The sequence below is a fragment of the Variovorax terrae genome, from assembly GCF_022809125.1.
Taxonomy (GTDB): Bacteria; Pseudomonadota; Gammaproteobacteria; order Burkholderiales; family Burkholderiaceae_C; genus Variovorax_A; species Variovorax_A terrae.
The window spans coordinates 1,758,474-1,779,086 of sequence record NZ_JALGBI010000001.1 but is presented as its reverse complement, the minus strand read 5'-3'; the positions used below and the strand labels follow the sequence as shown (position 1 = coordinate 1,779,086).

Annotated in this window: 23 protein-coding genes; 10 read left to right on the top strand and 13 right to left on the bottom strand. The window is 68.4% G+C overall.

Annotation, left to right across the window (positions count from 1 at the left end):
* Window positions 1-27 precede the first annotated feature (27 nt).
* From dapE to MMF98_RS08415, 5 genes are all read left to right on the top strand, one after another.
* A complete protein-coding gene (gene dapE / locus MMF98_RS08435) occupies window positions 28-1,218 on the top strand; it encodes a succinyl-diaminopimelate desuccinylase (RefSeq protein ID WP_243305832.1) in 1,191 nt (396 codons plus the stop codon).
* Window positions 1,215-2,096, top strand: a complete 882-nt coding sequence (prmB, locus tag MMF98_RS08430; RefSeq protein WP_243305831.1) for a 50S ribosomal protein L3 N(5)-glutamine methyltransferase — start codon at window positions 1,215-1,217, stop codon at window positions 2,094-2,096. The genes dapE and prmB overlap by 4 nt, the downstream gene beginning before the upstream one ends.
* Window positions 2,097-2,146: 50 nt before the next feature.
* Window positions 2,147-3,265, top strand: coding sequence for an AIR synthase related protein (locus tag MMF98_RS08425; RefSeq protein ID WP_243305830.1), 1,119 nt, complete (start codon window positions 2,147-2,149; stop codon window positions 3,263-3,265).
* 124 nt (window positions 3,266-3,389) lie between these two features.
* Window positions 3,390-5,435 carry an ABC-F family ATP-binding cassette domain-containing protein gene (locus MMF98_RS08420; RefSeq protein ID WP_243305829.1) on the top strand — a complete coding sequence of 682 codons (2,046 nt, stop codon included), beginning with the start codon at window positions 3,390-3,392 and terminating at the stop codon, window positions 5,433-5,435.
* A gap of 90 nt (window positions 5,436-5,525) precedes the next feature.
* Entirely contained in the window at window positions 5,526-6,068 is a 543-nt protein-coding gene (locus MMF98_RS08415; RefSeq protein WP_243305828.1) for a hypothetical protein, read from the top strand.
* Window positions 6,069-6,072: 4 nt separating this feature from the next.
* Here the strand turns inward: MMF98_RS08415 and MMF98_RS08410 are convergent, their stop codons facing one another.
* Window positions 6,073-6,498, bottom strand: a complete 426-nt coding sequence (locus tag MMF98_RS08410; protein WP_243305827.1) for a universal stress protein — start codon at window positions 6,496-6,498, stop codon at window positions 6,073-6,075.
* 174 nt (window positions 6,499-6,672) lie between these two features.
* Between MMF98_RS08410 and MMF98_RS08405 the strand changes: the two genes are divergently transcribed.
* The gene (locus MMF98_RS08405) at window positions 6,673-7,713 is read left to right on the top strand and encodes a DUF72 domain-containing protein (RefSeq protein WP_423837613.1); all 1,041 of its coding nucleotides are present in this window, start codon (window positions 6,673-6,675) and stop codon (window positions 7,711-7,713) included.
* Between the two features lie 76 nt (window positions 7,714-7,789).
* On the opposite strand, the gene MMF98_RS08400 is transcribed toward MMF98_RS08405, so the two are convergent.
* Together MMF98_RS08400 and MMF98_RS08395 are read right to left on the bottom strand one after the other, a co-directional pair.
* Complete coding sequence (locus tag MMF98_RS08400; RefSeq protein WP_243305825.1) at window positions 7,790-8,743, bottom strand: adenylate/guanylate cyclase domain-containing protein; 954 nt, start codon at window positions 8,741-8,743, stop codon at window positions 7,790-7,792.
* Between the two features lie 54 nt (window positions 8,744-8,797).
* Window positions 8,798-10,219, bottom strand: a complete 1,422-nt coding sequence (locus MMF98_RS08395; RefSeq protein WP_243305824.1) for an aldehyde dehydrogenase family protein — start codon at window positions 10,217-10,219, stop codon at window positions 8,798-8,800.
* A gap of 268 nt (window positions 10,220-10,487) precedes the next feature.
* On the opposite strand from MMF98_RS08395, the gene MMF98_RS08390 reads away from it, so the two are divergent.
* Entirely contained in the window at window positions 10,488-10,832 is a 345-nt protein-coding gene (locus MMF98_RS08390; RefSeq protein WP_243305823.1) for a hypothetical protein, read from the top strand.
* Window positions 10,833-10,863: 31 nt separating this feature from the next.
* On the opposite strand, the gene MMF98_RS08385 is transcribed toward MMF98_RS08390, so the two are convergent.
* The 8 genes from MMF98_RS08385 to guaB form a co-directional block, all read right to left on the bottom strand.
* Window positions 10,864-11,850, bottom strand: coding sequence for an LD-carboxypeptidase (locus tag MMF98_RS08385; RefSeq protein WP_243305822.1), 987 nt, complete (start codon window positions 11,848-11,850; stop codon window positions 10,864-10,866).
* Window positions 11,851-11,863: 13 nt separating this feature from the next.
* Window positions 11,864-13,234, bottom strand: coding sequence for a tRNA adenosine(34) deaminase TadA (tadA, locus tag MMF98_RS08380; RefSeq protein WP_243305821.1), 1,371 nt, complete (start codon window positions 13,232-13,234; stop codon window positions 11,864-11,866).
* A gap of 63 nt (window positions 13,235-13,297) precedes the next feature.
* On the bottom strand, window positions 13,298-13,528 hold the full coding sequence (locus tag MMF98_RS08375) for a hypothetical protein (RefSeq protein WP_243305820.1): 231 nt from the start codon (window positions 13,526-13,528) through the stop codon (window positions 13,298-13,300).
* A gap of 1 nt (window position 13,529) precedes the next feature.
* Complete coding sequence (locus tag MMF98_RS08370) at window positions 13,530-14,165, bottom strand: FMN-binding negative transcriptional regulator (protein ID WP_243305819.1); 636 nt, start codon at window positions 14,163-14,165, stop codon at window positions 13,530-13,532.
* 61 nt (window positions 14,166-14,226) lie between these two features.
* Window positions 14,227-15,846: a glutamine-hydrolyzing GMP synthase gene (guaA, locus tag MMF98_RS08365; RefSeq protein WP_243305818.1), complete on the bottom strand. Its 1,620-nt coding sequence runs from the start codon at window positions 15,844-15,846 to the stop codon at window positions 14,227-14,229.
* Window positions 15,847-15,853: 7 nt separating this feature from the next.
* Entirely contained in the window at window positions 15,854-16,276 is a 423-nt protein-coding gene (locus MMF98_RS08360) for a type II toxin-antitoxin system VapC family toxin (protein ID WP_243305817.1), read from the bottom strand.
* Complete coding sequence (locus MMF98_RS08355; RefSeq protein WP_243305816.1) at window positions 16,273-16,548, bottom strand: type II toxin-antitoxin system Phd/YefM family antitoxin; 276 nt, start codon at window positions 16,546-16,548, stop codon at window positions 16,273-16,275. Before MMF98_RS08355 ends, MMF98_RS08360 begins: the two co-directional genes overlap by 4 nt.
* Before the next feature lie 98 nt (window positions 16,549-16,646).
* Window positions 16,647-18,116, bottom strand: a complete 1,470-nt coding sequence (guaB, locus tag MMF98_RS08350) for an IMP dehydrogenase (protein WP_243305815.1) — start codon at window positions 18,114-18,116, stop codon at window positions 16,647-16,649.
* Window positions 18,117-18,254: 138 nt separating this feature from the next.
* On the opposite strand from guaB, the gene MMF98_RS08345 reads away from it, so the two are divergent.
* Entirely contained in the window at window positions 18,255-18,752 is a 498-nt protein-coding gene (locus MMF98_RS08345) for a DUF4124 domain-containing protein (RefSeq protein WP_243305814.1), read from the top strand.
* A gap of 10 nt (window positions 18,753-18,762) precedes the next feature.
* Here MMF98_RS08345 and MMF98_RS08340 read toward each other — a convergent pair whose 3' ends face one another.
* Window positions 18,763-19,098: an RnfH family protein gene (locus MMF98_RS08340; RefSeq protein WP_243305813.1), complete on the bottom strand. Its 336-nt coding sequence runs from the start codon at window positions 19,096-19,098 to the stop codon at window positions 18,763-18,765.
* A 4-nt stretch (window positions 19,099-19,102) separates the two neighbouring features.
* Complete coding sequence (locus tag MMF98_RS08335) at window positions 19,103-19,543, bottom strand: type II toxin-antitoxin system RatA family toxin (RefSeq protein WP_243305812.1); 441 nt, start codon at window positions 19,541-19,543, stop codon at window positions 19,103-19,105.
* A gap of 81 nt (window positions 19,544-19,624) precedes the next feature.
* On the opposite strand from MMF98_RS08335, the gene smpB reads away from it, so the two are divergent.
* Both smpB and MMF98_RS08325 read left to right on the top strand, forming a co-directional pair.
* Window positions 19,625-20,098: an SsrA-binding protein SmpB gene (gene smpB, locus MMF98_RS08330; protein ID WP_243305811.1), complete on the top strand. Its 474-nt coding sequence runs from the start codon at window positions 19,625-19,627 to the stop codon at window positions 20,096-20,098.
* 115 nt (window positions 20,099-20,213) lie between these two features.
* The gene (locus MMF98_RS08325) at window positions 20,214-20,600 is read left to right on the top strand and encodes a COG4315 family predicted lipoprotein (protein ID WP_243305810.1); all 387 of its coding nucleotides are present in this window, start codon (window positions 20,214-20,216) and stop codon (window positions 20,598-20,600) included.
* The last annotated feature ends 13 nt before the right edge of the window (window positions 20,601-20,613 follow it).

The following is a 20,613-nucleotide window of genomic DNA, read 5'->3' as shown; positions in this document are numbered from 1 at the left end:
CCTGGCCGCCCGGCCTGCCGCCACCCCATGAGCACCCGCACCCTGCACCTGACCGAACAGCTGATCTCGCGCCCCTCCGTCACCCCTGAGGACGCCGGCTGCCAGCAGATCATCGCCCAGCGGCTCGCCCCGCTGGGTTTCGCCTGCGAAACCCTGGCCAGCGGCCCGGACAGCTTCCGCGTCGTCAATTTATGGGCAAAGCGCCCGGGGGTCCAGGCGGGGCGGTCCTCGGATGCTACGAAATTGATAGTCTTCGCGGGCCACACCGACGTCGTGCCGACCGGCCCGCTGGAGCAGTGGAGCAGCGACCCGTTCACCCCCACGCACCGCGACGGCAAGCTCTACGGGCGCGGCGCCAGCGACATGAAGACCTCGCTCGCCGCCTTCGTGGTGGCGGTGGAGGAGTTCCTGGCGGCGCGCCCCGATCCGGCGCTCTCCATCGGCTTCTTGCTGACCAGCGACGAGGAAGGCCCGTCGGTGGACGGCACCGCGGTGGTGTGCCGGGCCCTGCAGGCGCGCGGCGAGCGGCTCGACTACTGCATCGTCGGCGAGCCCACCTCGGTCGAGCGCACCGGCGACATGATCAAGAACGGCCGGCGCGGCACCATGGGCGGCCGGCTCACCGTCAAGGGCGTGCAGGGCCACATCGCCTACCCGCACCTCGCGAAGAACCCGATCCACCTCGCCGCGCCCGCGCTGGCCGAGCTGGTGGCCATCGAATGGGACCGCGGCAACGACTTCTTCCAGCCCACCAGCTGGCAGATGAGCAACATCCACGGCGGCACCGGCGCCAGCAACGTGATTCCGGGCTCCGTGGTGATCGACTTCAACTTCCGCTTCTGCACCGAATCCACGCCCGAGGCCCTGCAGCGGCGCGTGCACGAGGTGCTGGACCGCCACGCGCTCGACTACGAGCTGCAATGGACCGTGGGCGGCCTGCCCTTCCTCACCACGCCGGGCGAGCTCGTCACGGCGGTGCAGGCCGCCATCCAGGCCGAGACCGGCATCACCACCGAGCTGTCCACCACCGGCGGCACCAGCGATGGGCGCTTCATCGCCAAGATCTGCCCGCAGACCATCGAGTTCGGGCCGATCAACGCCACCATCCACAAGATCGACGAGCACGTGGCGGTGGCCGACATCGAGCCGCTCAAGAACATCTACCGGCGCGTGCTGGAGAACCTCGAAGCGCAGCTCCAGACGGCGCACGGCGCATGACGACGGTCATCGAACTGATCGAGGCCGGCGCGCAGCAGCTCGACGCGGCCGGCGTGGCCTTCGGTCACGGCACGGCCAATGCGTTCGATGAAGCAGCCTGGCTGGTGCTCTGGAAGCTGGGCCTGCCGCTGCACGAGCTCGACGCGGTGGCCGGCCAGCCCGTTGCGCCCGCCCAGCAGGCGCAGGTGGCCGAGCTGCTGCGAACGCGCATCGACTCGCGCCGGCCGGCGGCCTACCTCACCCGCGAAGCCTGGCTGCAGGGCGTGCCCTTCTACGTGGACGAGCGCGCCATCGTGCCGCGCAGCTTCATCGCCGAGCTGATCGCCGACGGCGGCATCGACCCCTGGCTCGGCCAAAACACACGCCGCGTGCTCGACCTGTGCACCGGCAACGGCAGCCTGGCCGTGCTGGCGGCCATGGCCTGGCCCGAGGTGGCGGTGGACGGCGCCGACCTCTCGGCCCAGGCGCTGGAGGTGGCAAGGATCAACGTCGAGCGGCATGCGCTGCAGCCGCGCATCCGCCTGCTGGCCTCCGACGGGCTGCAGGCCGTGCACGGCCCCTACGACCTGATCCTGTGCAACCCGCCCTACGTCAACGCGCAGAGCATGGCCGCCCTGCCCGCCGAATACCGCGCCGAGCCGGAACTGGCGCTGGCCGGCGGCACCGACGGCATGGACTTCATCCGCGCCCTGCTGCGCGATGCGCCGGCCTGCATGAGCGAGCACGCCGTGCTGGTGCTGGAGATCGGCAACGAGCGCGCGCATTTCGAGGCGGCTTTTCCGAAGCTGGAGGCCGTCTGGCTCGAAACCAGCGCCGGGGACGACCAGGTGCTGCTGCTCACGCGCGAGGCTTTGCGGGACGGGGTGCAGCGGGGCTGAGATAATTCAGGGTTTCCCCCCTGCGCCAGCCTGCCGGCCTTTCCCACCTCATGAGCTCTTCCACGCCCCCGACCCCGCTGACCTATGACCAGGCCGGCGTCAACTACGACCTGATCGACCCGCTCAAGATCGCGGCCCAGCGCGCCGCGGCCGCCACCGGCGCGCACCTGGGCGGCCACGGCTTCGGCGAGGTCGCGGCCTCGCGCGGCGAATCGGCCTACGTGGTGGACGTGGGGCCGATGTACCTGGCCTCCATCGTCGAATGCCTGGGCACCAAGACCCTGGTGGCCGACGACATGGCGCGGCTCACCGGCAAGAGCTACTACTCGGCCATCGCGCAGGACACCATCGCCATGGCGGTGAACGACCTCATCACCGTGGGCGCCACGCCGCTGGTGGTGCAGGCCTACTGGGCGGCCGGCGGCTCCGACTGGTTCAACGACGCACAACGCTCGCAGGCGCTGGTCGAGGGCTGGAAGAAGGCCTGCGACACCTGCCGCGTGGCCTGGGGCGGCGGAGAGACGCCGGCGCTGGCCGGCATCGTGGCCGACGGCCGGGTTGACCTGGCGGCCTCCTGCACCGGCATCGTGAGCCCCAAGAGCCGGCTCTCGCTGGGCGACCAGCTCGGCGCGGGCGACGCCATCGTGTTCCTGGCCGCCAGCGGCATCCACGCCAACGGCCTGTCGCTGGCGCGCAAGCTGGCCGAGCGCCTGCCCCAGGGCTACCTCACCGACATCGGCAACGGCCAGAGCTACGGCGAGGCGCTCTTGGCGCCCACCGCGCTGTACTCGCCCGTGACCGAGGCGCTGGCCGCGGCCGGCATCGTGCCGCACTACAGCGCCAACGTCACCGGCCACGGCTGGCGCAAGCTGATGCGCCACCCCAAGGCCCTGACCTACCGCATCACCGCCGTGCCCGACAAGACGCCGGTGCTGGCCTTCATGCAGCGCGAATGCGCGCTCGACGACCACGAGGCCTACGGCACGCTCAACATGGGCGCGGGTTTCGCGCTGTACCTGGCGGCCGATCAGGCCGCGCGCGCCGTCGAGATCGCGCAGGGCCTGGGCGTCGCGGCCCTGGTGGCCGGCCATGTCGAGGAAGGCCCCAAGCGCGTGCTGATCGATCCGCTGGGCGTGGCGTTCGGCGGCGACGAATTAAGGCTTCGCTAACCCCCAGGCTCCGCTGCGCTGCGCCTCCCCCCTTGCAGGGGGCAACACCAGCGGACCGGCGAAGCCGGTTCCGCGGTGTTTCTGGGGCCTAACCCGCCCCTGAATTTTTGATTGCATTGGTTCCATGATCACCCTCAGAAACGTCATCCTGCGCCGCAGCGCCAAAGTGCTGCTCGACGGCGCCTCGGTCACCATCAACCCCGGCGAGAAGGTCGGGCTGGTGGGCCGCAACGGCGCGGGCAAGTCCACGCTGTTCGCGCTGCTCAACGGCTCGCTGCACGAGGACGGCGGCGACTTCTCCATCCCCAAGCAGTGGCGCATGGCGCAGGTGGAGCAGAACATGCCCGAGACCGAGGCCTCGGCCACCGACTTCGTGCTCGGCGGCGATACGCGCCTGGCCGACCTGCGCGAAGCCCTGGCCGCGGTCGAGGCCAGCCATGAAGCCAACCCTGACGATCCCGAGGTCGGCATGGCCCTGGCCCATGCCTACACCGACCTGGCCGACGCCGGCGAGCACGACGCCGTGCCGCGTGCCCAGGCGCTGATCCTGGGCCTGGGCTTCAAGCCGCACGAGCTCGACCTCCCCGTCAACAGCTTCTCGGGCGGCTGGCGCATGCGCCTGCAACTCGCGCGCGCGCTGATGTGCCCGAGCGACCTGCTGCTGCTGGACGAACCCACCAACCACCTGGACCTCGACGCCCTGGTCTGGCTCGAAGCCTGGCTGCAGAAGTACCCGGGCACGATGATCGTGATCAGCCATGACCGCGAGTTCCTCGATGCGGTAACCGATGTCACCCTGCACATCGAGCACGCCAAGCTCACGCGCTACGGCGGCAACTACAGCAAGTTCGAAGACATGCGCGCGCTGCAGATGGAGCAGCAGCAGCAGGCCTTCGCCAAGCAGCAGGACAAGATCGCCCACCTGCAGAAGTTCATTGACCGCTTCAAGGCCAAGGCCAGCAAGGCCAAGCAGGCGCAAAGCCGCGTCAAGGCGCTGGAGCGCATGGAGAAGGTGGCGCCGCTGCTGGCCGAGGCCGACTTCACTTTCGAATTCAAGGAGCCGCTGAACCTGCCCAACCCGATGCTGTCGATCAGCGATGCGGCCGTGGGCTACCGGGTCGAGGACGAGGCCCCCAAGGTCATCGTGCGCGGCATCAACCGCTCGGTGCTCGCGGGCCAGCGCATCGGCATCCTCGGCGCCAACGGCCAGGGCAAGTCCACGCTGGTGAAAACCATCGCGGGCGACATCCCGCTGATCAGCGGCACCGTCACCCAGGGCAAGGGCCTGTCGATCGGCTACTTCGCGCAGCAGGAACTCGACGTGCTGCGCCCGCAGGACACGCCGCTGGAGCACATGGTGCGGCTGGCGCGCGAGGTGACTGCGGCCGGCGGCCCGGCCTCGCGCGAATCGGCGCGCGAGCAGGACCTGCGCGGCTTCCTGGGCGGCTTCAACTTCAGCGGCGACATGGTCAAGCAGGCCGTGGGCACCATGAGCGGCGGCGAGAAGGCGCGCCTGGTACTGTGCATGATGGTCTGGCAGCGCCCCAACCTGCTGCTGCTGGACGAGCCCACCAACCACCTGGACCTGGCCACCCGCGAAGCCCTGAGCGTGGCGCTCAACGAGTTCGAAGGCACGCTGATGCTGGTCAGCCACGACCGCGCGCTGCTGCGCGCCGTCTGCGACGAGTTCTGGCTGGTCGGCCGCGGCATCGTCAAGGACTTCGACGGCGACCTCGACGACTACCAGCGCTACCTGCTCGACGAGGCCCGGCGCCTGCGCGACGAGGCCCGCGAGGCGGTGCGGGAAGCGGCCCGCCAGGACGAGCCGGCCGCTATCAAATCAGTAGCGCCCGTTGAGCCGCCGACGCGGACATCGGCCGCTTTTTCCCCTGAAAACTCGGCTCAGCAGCGCAAGCAGGAGGCCCAGCGCCGCCAGCAGGCCGCGGAGCGCTCGAAACCGTTCAAGCGCGAGCTTGAGCAGGCTGAGGCGCGCATGGCCGCCCTGAACAGCGAGAAAGCCGCCCTCGAAACCAGGCTCGCGGCGTCGCCCACCCCCGCCGACATTGCCGAAGCCGGCAAGCGGCTCAAGGCCGTGGGCGAGGAGCTCCAAGCACTGGAAGAGCGCTGGCTCGAACTCGGCGAGCTGATCGAGCAAGCCAACGTGGCTTGAGGGCCTGCCGATGCCGCTGGAGTCCCCACTCCACCGGGCGGCTGTGACTCGCGCTACAGTGGCCTGTCAACGCGAAAGGAGCCACCCCTCATGCCCACCGCTTTGCAACTGGCCGAAGGCCATGAAGCCCTGATCGCCGCCGTGCGCCGCAGCCGCAAGCTGCTGCACCGCCGCGCCCTGGTGGCCGGCGTGGCGAGCACCCTGCCGGTGCCGGGGCTCGACTGGGCCGTGGACGCCGCGCTGCTGTCGCGGCTGATCCCGGAGATCAATGCCGAGTTCGGCCTCACGCCCGGCCAGATCGACCGCCTCACCCCCCACAAGCGCGAGCAGATCCAGAAGGCCACGGCCCTGGTCGGCTCGGTGCTGATCGGCAAGTTCATCAGCCGCGACCTCATCCTCAAGGCCGCGCAGGCCGTCGGCATGCGCCTGACGGTGCAGCAGGCCAGCAAGTACGTGCCGCTGGCGGGCCAGGCCCTCTCGGCCGTGATCGGCTACACCGCCATCCGCTACCTGGGCGAAGAGCACCTCAAGGATTGCGTGCGCGTGGCACGGGCCGCGCAGCTGCTGCTGCCGGCCCCGCCATCGCCGCGCCACGCCACGTCGGACGCGGGCCTGGCGACCTCGTCGCCCTGAGCGCCTACTTGACCAGGACCACCGGCTGCGGCGCGGTCGCCAGCACGCGCTGGGCCACCGAGCCGAGCAGCAGATCGGCCAGGGCGCTGCGGCCCTTGGCCCCGAGGACGATCAGGTTGAACTTGCCGTTCCTGGCCAGATCGACGATTTCCTGCGAAACGTGCCCCGTGCGGATCACGATGTCGTGCTTGACCTCGGCGGCCTTGAGCAGCTTTCTCGCCGGCTTGAGTTCTTTCTCGCTGAGTTCGCGCAGGTAGTCCGCCACCTCGGTGCGGCCCACGAACGCCTTTGCGTGGCGCAGCCCCGTGTCGTCGTGCACGTTGACCAGCGTGACGCTCGAGGCCGGCCGGACCTGATGCACCAGCTCGATGGCGTACTTGACCGCGCGCAGGGCATGCTTGGAGCCGTCTGTCGCAACGAGGATTTTCATGAGGTGCTCCTTCGGGTGAATCGGGATCGGCCCAGTCTAGGGCCAAACACGGCCGGCATGGCCTGATCTGGATCAACAGACCGGCGCGGCACGGCCTCGCGCCCCGCCGAAACCGGCGCGTGAAATCGGGAACAATCACGGCTGCAACGACCGCCCTTGACCGATTCCCCCGCCATGCAGGACGCCCTCTTTCCCTCCGACGATGCCGCACCGCCGCCACCGCAGCCGCGCCGGCGTGCGGCGCGCAGCGGCGTCGATCCGGTGCCCACCGTGCCCGAGCTGGAGGAGCTGGCCCACGCATTGCCGCAGCGCCTGCGCATGGGCACCTCGTCCTGGCATTTCCCGGGCTGGGGCGGCCTGGTCTGGCAGGGCGACTACAGCGAGGCCCTGCTGTCCAAGCAGGGGCTCAAGGCCTATGCGCAGCACCCGCTGCTGCGCTCCGTGAGCCTGGACCGCTCGTTCTACCGGCCCCTGTCGGCCAGCCAGTACGCGGCCTACGCGGCCCAGGTGCCCGATGACTTCCGCTTCGTGGTGAAGGCGCCCAGCCTGGTGGCCGACGCCACGGTGCGCGGCGAGAACGGCCGCAGCGTGCAGCCCAACCCGGCCTTCCTGAGCCCCGACCTGGCGCTGCAGGAGTTCGTGCGGCCGGTGCTCGAAGGCCTGGGCGGCAAGGCCGGCGCGCTGGTGTTCCAGCTCAGCCCGCTGCCCCCGACGCTGCTGGGCCGGCTCGACGAGGTGCTGGCCCGCCTGGCGCAGATGCTGCAGGCCGTGCAGCCCGAGCTGCAGTCGTTCCGGGCCACGGCACCCGATGCGGTGGTGGCCGTCGAGGTGCGCAATCGCGAATTCCTGGCCCCGGCCTTCGCCGCCCTGCTGCGCGAGGCCGGCGCCACCTACTGCCTGGGCCTGCATGCCAAGATGCCGCCGATCGAGCAGCAGCTGCCGGTGCTGCGCGCGCTGTGGCCGGGCCCGCTGGTCTGCCGCTGGAACCTGCACCGCAAGCACGGCGCCTACGGCTACGAGGACGCCAAGGCCCTGTACCAGCCGTTCGACAAGCTGGTGGACCCCGATCCCGCCACGCGCGAGGCCCTGGCCCGCGTGATCGCCGGCACCACCGGCGCGGGCCAGTTGGCTTATGTGACGATCAACAACAAGGCGGAAGGCTCGGCGCCGCTGTCGGTGCTCGAACTGGCCCGGGCGACGCTACAGAAACCATAGCAACAAAGCACCACCGCACCTGGACATCGGGCCTGAAAGGCACTCAAAACCACTGGAAAGGCCGAAACGCCCCGCTTCAGCGCCGGCTGGCGCGGTGCTCCAGCTCGACGGCGCTGCCCGAGAGGTTGAAGCTGACGGTCGGCACGCTGAAATCGGAGAACGGCGCGCCCAGCGCGATCTCGCCGTTGCCGTGCAGCACGCATTCGTCGCGCCGCAGGGCCAGCTCGGTTTCGCTGCCAGCAAAGCGCACCCAGGTGCCGTAGCTGCTGACGTCGCTGAGCACGAAGGTGCCGTTGCGCCATTCGATCTTGGCATGCAGGCGCGACACGCGTTGGTCGCTCACCACGAATTCGGCTTCGGCCACGCGCCCGAGGTAGATCGGCAGGTCGGAGGCGCGGAATGCGGCATTCACGTCGAGCCACGACAGCTCGATCTTGCCCAGCACCGGGTCGCTGAACGAAGGCACCGCCTGCAGCGCCGCCGGCATGGTGAGGAATTCCGACATCACCTCTTCCTGCCACTCGATGCGGTAGATCACCCGTGCCTCGGCCTTGCCGCGGATGTTGATGGGGCCCAGGCTGCGGTAGCGCACGCCGGCCGCCGACGACACCGACAGCGGCTCGATCACCGAGTCGGTGGCCCAGATCTGGTCGGCGCCGGACAGGTCGCTCAGGCGCGAGGCCACGTTCACGGCATCGCCGTAGCAGTCGCCGTCAACCTCCACCACCTCGCCCGAGGCCACGCCCACCTGCAGCCGCATGCGCAGCTTGGGCGGCCAGTTGAGGATGCGCTTGTGGTGGTTGCGCTGCATTTCGACCACGGCGTCCACCGCGCCCGCGCTGTCGGGGAACACCGCCAGCACGCCATCGCCCAGCGTCTTGACCACGCGCCCCCCGTAGGCCTCGCAGACCTTGCCAATCCACTGGGTCAGCCGGGTCACGGCCTGGGTTGCCTTGGCATTGCCAAGCGTCTCGAATACACCGGTGCTTCCGGTGAGATCAGCAAATACGACCGTCTTGTTGGCGCCCATGCCCCGCTCGCCCTGGAGTTGTTGTGCCTCGCAGTTTAGAGCATCACACCCCGTTCAGGCAGCCTTGAATTGCAGGGCTTTGAGCTCCAGGAACTCTTCGAACCCGTAGACCCCGTTTTCGCGCCCGTTGCCCGACTGTTTGTAACCGCCAAACGGCGCGTTGCCGTTGAACGGGCCGCCGTTGATGTCGATCTGGCCGGTCCGGATGCGCCGCGCCACGGCCACCGCATGGGCCTCGTCGCCGCTCCAGACGGCGCCGCCCAGGCCGTAGATGGTGTCGTTGGCGATCTTTACGGCCTCGTCCTCGTCCTGGTAGGTGATGACCACCAGCACCGGCCCGAAGATCTCCTCGCGCGCCAACGTGTCACCGGGCTGCACGCGCAGGATGGTGGGCTGCACGAAGTAGCCGGGCGCCCGTGCCGGCGTGGTCGCGCCGCCAGCGATCACTTCGGCGCCCTCCTCGATGCCCTTGGCGATGAAGCCGAGCACGCGGTCGCGCTGCGCCGCGCTCACCAGCGGGCCGAGCTTGCTGCCTTCTTCCAGGCTCGGGCCGATGCCAAAGCGCGCCACCGCGGCCTGCGCCAGCGACTTGACCTCCTCGTAGCGGCTCTCGGGCACCAGCATGCGGGTGTGGGCCGAGCAGGTCTGGCCGCTGTTGAGCAGGCAGGCCGAGATCGTGCCCTTGACGGCGGCCTCGAAGTCGGCATCGGGCAGGATCACGCTGGCCGACTTGCCGCCCAGCTCCAGCGCCACGCGCTTGACGCTCTGGCTGGCCAGCTCGGCCACCCGCTTGCCGGCGCGGGTGGAGCCGGTGAAGCTCACCATGTCCACCTCGGGGTGCGTGGCCAGCACCTCGCCCACCACCGGGCCGGCGCCGTTGACCAGGTTGAACACGCCCGGCGGCAGGCCGGCCTCGTGGATGATCTCGGCCAGGATCATGGCGTTGACCGGCGCGATCTCGCTGGGCTTGAGCACCACGGTGCAGCCGGCCGCCAGCGCCGGCGCGACCTTGAGCGTGATCTGGTTGAGCGGGAAGTTCCACGGCGTGATACAGCCGACCACGCCGATCGGCTCGCGCACCACCAGCGAGTGGCCGACTTTCTCTTCCCACTCGAAGGCGCGCGCCACCTTGGCGAAGTTGGCCCAGTTCCAGACCGGCCCGCCCACCTGCACCGGCTTGGCCAGCTTGAGCGGCATGCCGACCTCGCGCGCGATCGCAGTGGCCATTTCGTCCATGCGGGCCTTCAGGCCGGCGGACACCTTGTCCAGGTAGGCGGCGCGCGTCTCCACCGGCAGCGCGGCCCAGGCGTCGAAGGCCGCGCGGGCCGCCAGCACCGCCTGCTCCGCCTCGGCGGCGGTGCCGGCCGGCACGGTGGCCATCACCTCCTCGGTGCTGGAGTCATGGACCGCGAACGTGTCGCTCGATCGGGCCTGGACCCAGGCGCCGTTGATGTAGTGGGAGGAATACGTTTTCATGAGATTTATTGCCTTGCGGCGTTAGATTATGAAGTAAACCGCAGTTTTCCGTATGCAAGAGCGAGAGGGCACTGACAACACTGTCATGAATTCTAAAGAACTAAGCGCCAAAATTGGTCACAGAAAACATCACATCTCGTTACCAAGTCGTTGATTTTTCCGTTGTTTTTCTTTGACTATTTGAACAAATGAATTTGCACTTTGCTGCCTGCCGCCTTAACTTGTCAGGCATCAAACAAGAATTGTTCAGATGATGGACAAAAGAGTCATGCGTTGGATCAAACCCAGCTTGCGCCACAGCGTCTACAGCCTGCTTGGCGGCACCCCTCCTCCGGTTTCCGAGTCCACGCTCGAAAGCCGGACCGAAGACATCCGCGAGCAGATGCTCGACAGCCTGGGCCAGGACGGCGCCCGGCAATTCACCCAGATCACGCGCCGCGTGCGCTACGCCGGCGACGTGCAGGCCCTGTGGTATCTGCGCGGCGAGCTGATGGCCGCGCTGGCCGCCATGCACGGCGAAGCCCTGGCGCGCGACACGATGGGCACGCTCACCGCAATGTTCCAGGGCCTGGTGCCCGAGGCGCAAGGCACCCGGCGGCGCTCCACCGGCTGAACCCGGCGGGCGCCCCCCCCGCCCGCGCCGCTCAGTGGTGGTGTCCCCACAGCAAGAACGCATCGCGCTCCTCGACCGACAGCGCTACCGGCGCCCCCACCGGCAGCAGCACCTTGGTGGCGACGTGGCCGAACGGCAGGTTGGTCAGCACCGGCACCTTCTTCAACTGGCCGCGCAGCCAGTCGATCACCGACTGCAGCTTGAAGCCCTTGTCGTGCGCCGAGAGCTTGTAGCCGTTGAACTGGCCGAACACGATGGCCTTCTGCTGCGCCAGCACGCCGGCGTGCAGCAGCTGCGTGAGCAGCCGCTCGATGCGGTAGGGATGCTCGTTCACATCCTCCAGGAACAGGATGCCGCCCTTGATGGCCGGCAGCCAGGGCGTGCCCACGAGCGAGGCCAGCACCGCGAGGTTGCCGCCCCAGAGCACGGCATCGCGCACTTCCAGCGCCGCCGGAACGCCTGGCGCCCCGCCCGCCCGCTTGGCCCGGCCCTGCGGCGGCGCGGTGTCAGGCGCCTGCTTCGCGGCCGGCTCGCGGCCCAGCCGCCAGCCCGCGCCCTCGCCCTGGCCGTAGAGCAGGTCGTCGAAGCAGGCCAGCATGATCTCGTCGGGCTCGTCCTCGGTGCCGAAATCGGCGCCCAGCGCCGGGCCGGCCCAGCTCACCGCGCCGGTCTGCGCCAGCAGCGCATTCTGGAACGCGGTGAAGTCGCTCACGCCGACGAACTGCGTGCCCTTGGCAATCGCCTTGGCCACGGCCTTGTAGCGGATGCCCGGCAGGATGCGCGTGAGGCCGTAGCCGCCGCGCGAGATCAATGCCACGTCGGCGCCGCTGGCGGCGGCACGGTGGATGGCGGCCAGCCGCGTCTCGTCGTCGCCGGCAAAACGCAGGTGGCTGGCCAGTGCCGCCTCGTCGATTTCCACCTCGTGGCCCTGGGCCTTGAGGCGCGCCACGCCGCGCTTGAACGAAGCCTTGTCGCGCACGGCGCTCGAAGGCGAGTAGATGTAGATATGTTTTTTCACGGACGCCAGTATGTCACTTGAAAACACGCACGGCGGCCTCGGCCACGGCCTCGCCATGCTCCTGCACGAAATGCCCGGCCTGGGCCAGCACCAGCGGCTCGGGGCAGCCGCGCAGGGTCTGGCGCAGCCCGTCCATCACGGCCGGGCCCAGCACCGGGTCCTGCGCGCCCACGGCCATGAAGGTCTGGCCCTGCCAGTCGCGGGCCCAGAAGTCGCGCGCCTGGCGTGACACCGCCGCGCCGTCGTCGCCGGGGGACTCGGGCACCATCGGCGGGAAGGCCCGCAGCGCCGCGCGGTGGCCGCGGTCGGGAAACGGGGCGTTGTAGGCAGCGCATTCGGCGGCGCTCATCTGCAGATTGCCGCGCGCGAACAGCCGCGCCACGTCGAACTCGGGATGCTGGGCGCACATCTCGCGCCAGGCCAGGAAACCGGGCGGCAGCGGCGCCTCGCCGGTGGCCAGCGTGGTGTTCATCACGAGCAGGCCGCGGTAGCGCTCGGGCGCGGCCATCGGCAGCGTCAGGCCCAGCAGGCCGCCCCAATCCTGCACCACCAGCACGACCCGGCGCAAGTCCAGCCGCTCGACCAGCTCGAGCAGCACCTGGCGGTGCCAGCCGAAGCTATGGGCGCTGTCCTTCTTGGGCTTGTCGCTCTTGCCGAAGCCCACCAGGTCGGGCGCCACGACGCGGCCGCCGCCGCGCAGGAACACCGGGATCATCTTGCGGTACAGGTAGCTCCAGGCCGGGTTGCCATGCAGGCACAGCCAGGTCAGCGCCGCATCGCGCGGCCCTTCGTCCAGGTAGTGCAGGCGCAGGCCGTCCAGGGACGGCAGATCGCTGAGGTAGTGCGGCTCCCAGGGATAGCCCGGCAGGCCGGCGAAGCGCGCCTCGGGCGTGCGCAGCGCGTCGTCGCGCACGGGCTGGCTCTGGCGGCGCGCCTGATCGCGCCGCTGGCGGAAGAAGTCGCTGAGCAGCGCGCCGCACTCGTCTGCCAGCAGGCCTCCCTGGATCCGAGTCTGGTGGTTGAGCTGCGGCTGGGCGAACAGATCGACCACCGAGCCGGCCGCGCCGGTCTTGGGGTCCGGGGCGCCGAACACGACGCGCTTTAGGCGCGCGTGCAGCATCGCGCCGCTGCACATGGCGCAGGGCTCGAGCGTGACGAACAGTTCGCAGTCATCGAGCCGGTAGTTGCCCAGCGCCTGCGCGGCGGCGCGCAGCGCCACCATCTCGGCATGGGCCGTCGGGTCGTGGCGGCCGATCGGCGCGTTGTGCCCGGTGGCGATCACCTGGCCGTGGCGCACCACCACGGCTCCCACCGGCACCTCGCCCTCGGCGCCCGCCTGCCGGGCCTGCGCCAGCGCCAGCCGCATGAAGGCGTCATCCGCCATGCTTGCTACTCATTTGATAGCACTCAATGACCGCTGCACCTGGACCTTGGGCCGATTTCGTTCTCATTTGTCGTCGGGCATGGGGCGCGCCTGCTGCATCAGGCCCTCGACCGTCTGCCGGACCTGCTGCTGCATCTGTTCGCTCTGCTGGCGCGGCGTGGCGCCTGGCGCCGCAGGCGCCACCGCGCCGGGCACGGCCACCGGGGTGGCAACCGCCGCCAGTTGCTTCTTGGCCAGCACGCCGATCACCGCCACCGCGATCAGCAGGCTCAATACGCCGAAGATCACGCGCATGTCAGCCTCGGGGCTTGAGTTGGTCCATCCAGTCCGCCAGCGCGCGCTCGTTCTCGTTGCCCTCGGCATACATCGCCTTCATCGCGTCGCGCGACTCGGGCCGGTGCTGGTTGAGCTTGAGCTTGCACTGCCAGTCGGTCACCTTGAGCTCGAAGCCCATGATGCCCGCCAGCATCTTGTGCGCGAACTCTTCGCCCAGCCCGCGCCACTGCTCGGCATACGCGGGCTCGTGGTCGCCGATCAGCGTCTTGAGCAGCCGATCCTTGGCCAGCGGGTCTTCGATTAGGGTCGCCTGCACCGTGCAGTGCACGGCCAGGTAGTTCCAGCTCGGCACCCGAGCCAGATCGGGATAGACCCTGGGCGACAGGTAGGCATGGGGGCCGAGAAACGTCACCACGGCGCGGGGCCGCGCCTGCAGGTAGCGCCAATGCGCGTTGGGCTTGGCGCAGTGGCCCAGCAGGACAAACTCCACCTGCCCTGAATCAGCCGAAGCGCGCTCTTCGAGGTGCAGCGGCAGGTGCGTAACGTAGGGCAGGCCGTCGTCGTCGTTGCTGATGAGGCTGGCGAACGGGTATTCGCGCATCAGCCGTGCGGCCGTGGCGCTGTCGGTGGTCTTGAAGTGCGGGGGCTGGTACATGGGCACATTGTGCCCGGCCTGAAGGGGCTTTGTCAGGCCTTGCGGGCGCTGCGGCGGGCGCTCATTCCCACTCGATGGTCGCCGGCGGCTTGCTGCTCACGTCATAGGTCACGCGGTTGATGCCGCGCACTTCGTTGATGATGCGGCCCGACACCTTCTTGAGCAGTGCATAGGGCAGCTCGGCCCAGTCGGCCGTCATGAAGTCGCTGGTCTGCACGGCGCGCAGCGCCACCACGTAGTCGTAGGTGCGGCCGTCGCCCATCACGCCCACGCTCTTCACGGGCAGGAACACGGTGAAGGCCTGGCTCGTGAGGTCGTACCAGCTCTTGCCCGTGGCCTCGTCCTTGAAGTTGCGCAGTTCCTCAATGAAGATCGCATCGGCACGGCGCAGCAGGTCGGCGTAGTCCTTCTTCACCTCGCCCAGGATGCGCACGCCCAGGCCCGGGCCGGGGAACGGGTGGCGGTACACCATCTCGGGCGGAAGGCCCAGCGCCACGCCGAGTTCGCGCACCTCGTCCTTGAACAGGTCACGCAGCGGCTCCAGCAGCTTGAGGCCCAGTTGCTCGGGCAGGCCGCCCACGTTGTGGTGGCTCTTGATGGTGACGGCCTTCTTGCTCTTGGCACCGCCCGATTCGATGACGTCGGGGTAGATCGTGCCTTGCGCGAGGAAGGTCGCACCCTTGTGACCGGCACCGCTGGCCTTGAGCTTCGCGGCTTCCTGCTTGAACACGGTGACGAATTCGCCGCCGATGATCTTGCGCTTGGCTTCGGGGTCGCTCACGCCGGCGAGCTTGCCGAGAAACAGCTCGCTGGCGTCCACGCGGATCACCTTCGCATGCAGCTTGCCTTCGAACATCTCCATGACCATGTCGCCTTCGTTCAGGCGCAGCAGGCCGTGGTCGACGAACACGCAGGTCAGTTGGTCGCCGATGGCGCGGTGGATCAGCGCGGCCGCCACGCTCGAATCGACCCCGCCCGACAGGCCGAGGATCACCTCCTCGTCGCCCACCTGCGCGCGGATCCTGTCCACGGCTTCGCTGATGTAGTCCCCCATGATCCAGTCGGGCCGCGCCTGGCAGATGCCGAGCACGAAGCGCTCAAGGATCGCCTTGCCCTGCCGGGTGTGCGTCACCTCCGGGTGGAACTGCACAGCGTAGAAGCCGCGCGCCTCATCGGCCATGCCCGCGATCGGGCAGCTCTCGGTGCTGGCCATGAGCTTGAAGCCGGGCGGCAGCTCGGTCACCTTGTCGCCATGGCTCATCCACACGGTGAGCATGCCGTGGCCTTCGGGCGTGGCGTAGTCCTGGATGCCGTCGAACAGCCTGGTGTGGCCGCGGGCCCGCACATCCGCATGGCCGAACTCTCGCTTGTGCCCGCCCTCGACCTTGCCGCCCAGTTGCCAGGCCATGGTCTGCATGCCGTAGCAGATGCCCAGCACCGGCACGCCGAGCTCGAACACGGCCTGCGGCGCCTTGTCGGTGGTGTCTTCATACACACTGGCGTGGCTGCCCGACAGGATCACGCCCTTGAGCAGGCCGTCCTTGGCGTAATCGCGCACCCAGTCGTCGCTGACGTCGCAGGGTTGGACTTCGCAGAACACATGGGCTTCGCGCACGCGGCGCGCGATCAGCTGCGTGACCTGGGAGCCAAAGTCGAGGATGAGGATTTTCTGGTGTTGCATGGTGGGCTCAGAAGTAGATACAGGAAATGCTGCAGGCTTGTGCGGCCGCCGCGAGCGCCCTGTCGCGCGACAGCAGCGTGCCGTTGAGGCGGACGACCAGTTCCAGGTAGGAGGCGTCGTAGTAGGTTAGCGCATGGGCCTCGGCCAGGCGCAGAACCTGGCTGCGCCGATGCAGGTTGGGGGGCATGTCGATCTCGACCATGGCCATGGAGATGATTTCCAGGCCCCGCTCGTAGTGGGCGCGCGGCAGGCGGTTGCGGCGATAGGCCATGGCCATCACATTGCCCACGTCCCACAGCCAGAGGGTGGGCGCATGGTAGATGCCGTCGCGGCTGCGGGCCTGGGCATAGTGGAAATCGGCCGTGTCGTGCTGCTCGTCCGGAATGCACCAGGCGGCGGCGGCCGACGCGTCAAGAACGATGGGCTTCAATATTTCCGGCCTTCATCACGCAGTTGCTGCCATGTGCTCTTCCCATCGCCTGTCGGTGCCGGGCTCCACAGCGAACGAAAGGCGCGCAGGTCTTCCAGGGCCTGGGCCGCGAGCTTGTCGCGCTCGGCCTCGGTCGGCTCGTCGTCCGTCGCCGCGACCAGCCGGATGACCTTCTTGCCATGGCGCGTGAGCACCACTTCCTCACCCTGCTCCACCGCATGGATCAGGGCGGACAGCCGGGTTTTGGCTTCGTTGATGGGAACGGTTTGCAAAATCTGGGCTTTTCAGGATTGATTTATGGCTATATTTTAAACCAGATCAAGAAAAAGGCCAGAATTTCTGGCCTTTTTCTAGTTGAAGAGGGTTTTGCTCAATCGGCCCGGTAGTTCGGCGCTTCCTTGGTGATCTGCACGTCGTGCACGTGGCTCTCGCGGATGCCGGCGGCGGTGATCTCCACGAACTCGGCCTTGTCCTTCATCTCCTCGATGGTGGCGCAGCCGCAGTAGCCCATGCTGGCGCGCACGCCGCCGGCCATCTGGAACACGATGGAGACCATCGAGCCCTTGTAGGGCACGCGGCCTTCGATGCCCTCGGGCACCAGCTTGTCGGCGTTCGGGTTGCCCGTGGTGGCTTCCTGGAAATAGCGGTCGGCGCTGCCCTGCTGCATGGCGCCGATGCTGCCCATGCCGCGGTAGCTCTTGTAGCTGCGGCCCTGGTACAGGATGACCTCGCCCGGCGCTTCCTCGGTGCCGGCGAACATGCCGCCCATCATCACGGTGCTGGCGCCCGCGGCAATGGCCTTGGCGATGTCGCCCGAGTAGCGGATGCCGCCGTCGGCGATCAGCGGCACGCCCGAGCCCCTGAGCGCCGTGGCCACGTTGTCGATGGCCATGATCTGCGGCACGCCCACGCCGGCCACGATGCGCGTGGTGCAGATGGAGCCGGGGCCGATGCCGACCTTGACCGCATCGGCGCCCACCTCGGCCAGCGCCAGCGCGGCCGCGCCGGTGGCGATGTTGCCGCCGATCACGTCCACCTGCGGGTAGTTCTGCTTGACCCAGCGCACGCGCTCGATCACGCCCTTGCTGTGGCCGTGCGCCGTGTCGACCACGATCGCGTCCACCCCGGCCTTGACCAGCGCCTCGACGCGCTCCTCGGTGCCCTCGCCCACGCCCACCGCCGCGCCCACGCGCAGGCGGCCGGACGCATCGCGCGCGGCGTTCGGAAAGCTGGTCTGCTTGGTGATGTCCTTGACCGTGATCAGGCCCTTGAGCTCGAAGGCCTCGTTGACCACCAGCAGGCGTTCGAGCTTGTACTTGTTGAGCAGCGCCTTGGCTTCGGCCGGCGTGGTGCCGTCCTTCACCGTGATGAGCTTGTCGCGCGGCGTCATGATCTGGCTCACCGGCACGTCGTAGCGCGTCTCGAAGCGCAGGTCGCGCCCGGTCACGATGCCCACCACCTTGCCGCCGTCGCAGACCGGAAAGCCGCTCACGCCGAGCTGTTCCGACAGGTCCATGACCTGGCGCACCGTGTGCGTGGGCGTGATCACCACGGGGTCGCGCAGCACGCCGCTTTCGTAGCGCTTGACGCGGGCCACTTCAGCCGCCTGCTGCTGCGCGGTGAGGTTCTTGTGCACGATGCCCATGCCGCCTTCCTGCGCGATGGCGATCGCCAGGCGCGCTTCCGTGACCGTGTCCATGGCGGCCGACACGAGCGGAAGGTTCAGGTTGATGTTGCGGGAGAAGCGGGTCGCGAGAGAGGTGTCCTTGGGCAGGACTTGGGAGAACGCCGGCACCAACAACACATCGTCGAAGGTGAGCGCTTTTCCGAGAAGGCGCATGTGAAAGCTCCAAAAAACGGATTGTACCCGTGGGGCCGGTCCCGGCGGCGGCGCCAAAACCACAAACCAGGCCGCAAAAGCCGCCGGATCGATGTAACAAGGTCGCCACGCGCAGCCTGCGGCGCTAAACTGCCCGGCATGAATCCGCTTCGAGTTTTTCTGTTTGGCGCCCTCTGCGCCGTGTCGATGATGGCGTCGGCCCAATGGCAATGGATCGACAAGGATGGCCGCAAGGTGTACAGCGACCGGTCACCTCCCTCCGACATCCCGGAAAAGAACGTGCTCAAGCAGCCTGGCGGCAAGCGCAGCCTGCCGGCGGAAACGGCGGCGGCAGCACCGGCCGCATCCGCCCCCGCGGCCGGCGTCCCGAAGCTGTCGGGCAAGGACGCCGGGCTCGAGGCCAAGAAGAAGAAAGCCGACGACGACGAAGCCGCCAAGCGCAAGGCCGACGACGAGAAGCTGGCGAAGGCCCAGTCCGAGAACTGCGTGCGGGCGCGCCGCAACATGGAGGCGCTCAAGTCGGGGGCACGCATCCAGCAGTTCAACACTCAGGGCGAGCGCGAGTTCATGAGCGACGAAGCCCGCGCCGCCGAAAGCAGCCGGGTTCAGGGCATCATCGACAGCGACTGCAAATAGGCCGCCGGGCTCAGTAGCCGGCCTTGGCGCCCGGCCGCTTCTTGGCGAACAGGCCGGCCGCCCGCGCCCCCTGCTTCTGGAAGCGCTCGCGGCGCGCCACCTTCGGGTCCACCTGGAGCGGGCGGTAGATTTCCACGCGATCGCGCTCGCGCAGCACCTGGCCCGGCGCGGCCTTGCGGCCCCAGACACCAACCACGGCCAAACTCAAATCCAGCGCTGGAAAAGCCTGCTGCAGGCCGCTGGCCTGCAGCGCCTGCGAAACCGTGGAGCCCTCGGCGAGCACCAGGCTCTTTTCCCAGACTTCGCGCGGCCCGGGCGAGTACGCCACCGTCACGTGCAGGTCCATGGCGTCAGCCGTAGACCTGGCCGGCCCGCTTGACGAAGGCGTCCACCAGGCTGCCCGCGATCTTGTCGAACACCGGCCCCACCAGGGCGGCCAGCGCGGCGTTGTCGAACCCGTAGTGAAGCTGCAATTCCACCCGGCAGGCGCGCTGGCTCGCATCGCCCAGCGGAATGAAGCGCCACTGGCCGTCAAGCTTGGAGAACGGCCCGCTGACCAGCTTCATGCCCACCTCGCGGCCCACCACATGCTCATTGCGCGTGGTGAAGGTCTGGCGGATGCCGCCAAAGGAAATGCCGACTTCGGCGGTCATGCCCTCCTCGTCCGTGGACACCACCTTGGCGTGGTCGCACCAGGGCAGGAATTCGGGGTAGTGGGCCACGTCGGTCACCAGGGCGAACATTTCTTCGGCGCTGTACCAGATCAGGACGGACTTGTGGACGGTTTTCATTCAGGCGGGCAACAGGCTGCAGCGTAAAATTGGCGCTGCGGGCGCAATTGTATTGAGGCCATGCAGCCCCACTTCATATCCATGGCCAAAAAACCAGACACTTCCTCCCGCATTGCCGACAACAAAAAGGCCGCGTTCAATTATTTCTTCGAAGAGCGCTTCGAGGCCGGCATGGTGCTCGAGGGCTGGGAAGTCAAGGCGCTGCGCGAGGGCAAGGTCCAGCTCACCGACGGCTACGTGGTGATCCGCAACGGCGAGCTGTTCGTGATCGGCTGCCAGATCAACCCGCTCAAGACCGCCTCCACCCACGTCAACCCGGACGCGGTGCGCACCAAGAAGCTGCTGCTGCACAAGGAAGAAATCCGCCGGCTGATCGGCAAGGTCGAGCAAAAGGGCTACACGCTGGTGCCGCTGAACCTGCACTGGAAGGCTGGCAAGGTCAAATGCGAGATCGCGCTGGCCAAGGGCAAGGCCGAGCACGACAAGCGCGACACCATCAAGGACCGCGAAGGCAAGCGCGAAGTCGAGCGCGCCATGAAAAACCGGCACCGCTAGCCTCGCCGGCAGCGGCCCGCCGGGGCTCCCGCGCGGCACGAATCAGGCATAGACTGTGGGGCCGGACGCGGTCGCCCCGAAGCCACGCCCTCGTGTAACCCAACCGGAGATCACCATGAAACTGCTCCCTGTTTCACTGCTGTGCGCCGCGCTGCTCGCCGGATGCGGCAGCATGTCGTCCTCCGCGCCGCCCGACATGCCGACCCGGACCGCCGACGGCGTGCTGATCGGGCCGACCGGCATGACGCTCTACACCTTCGACCGCGACGCCGCCGGCAGCGGCAAGTCGGCCTGCAACGGGGGCTGCGCCACCAACTGGCCGCCGCTGACCGCGCCCGAGGCGGCCAAGCCGATCGGCGCCTACACCATCGTGATGCGCGACGACGGCCGCAAGCAATGGGCCTACCAGGGCTGGCCGCTCTACTACTGGTCCAAGGACGCCAAGCCGGGCGACCGCACGGGCGACGGCTTCAACGGCATCTGGAAGATCGCGCGCCCCTGAGTCTGGCGCCAAC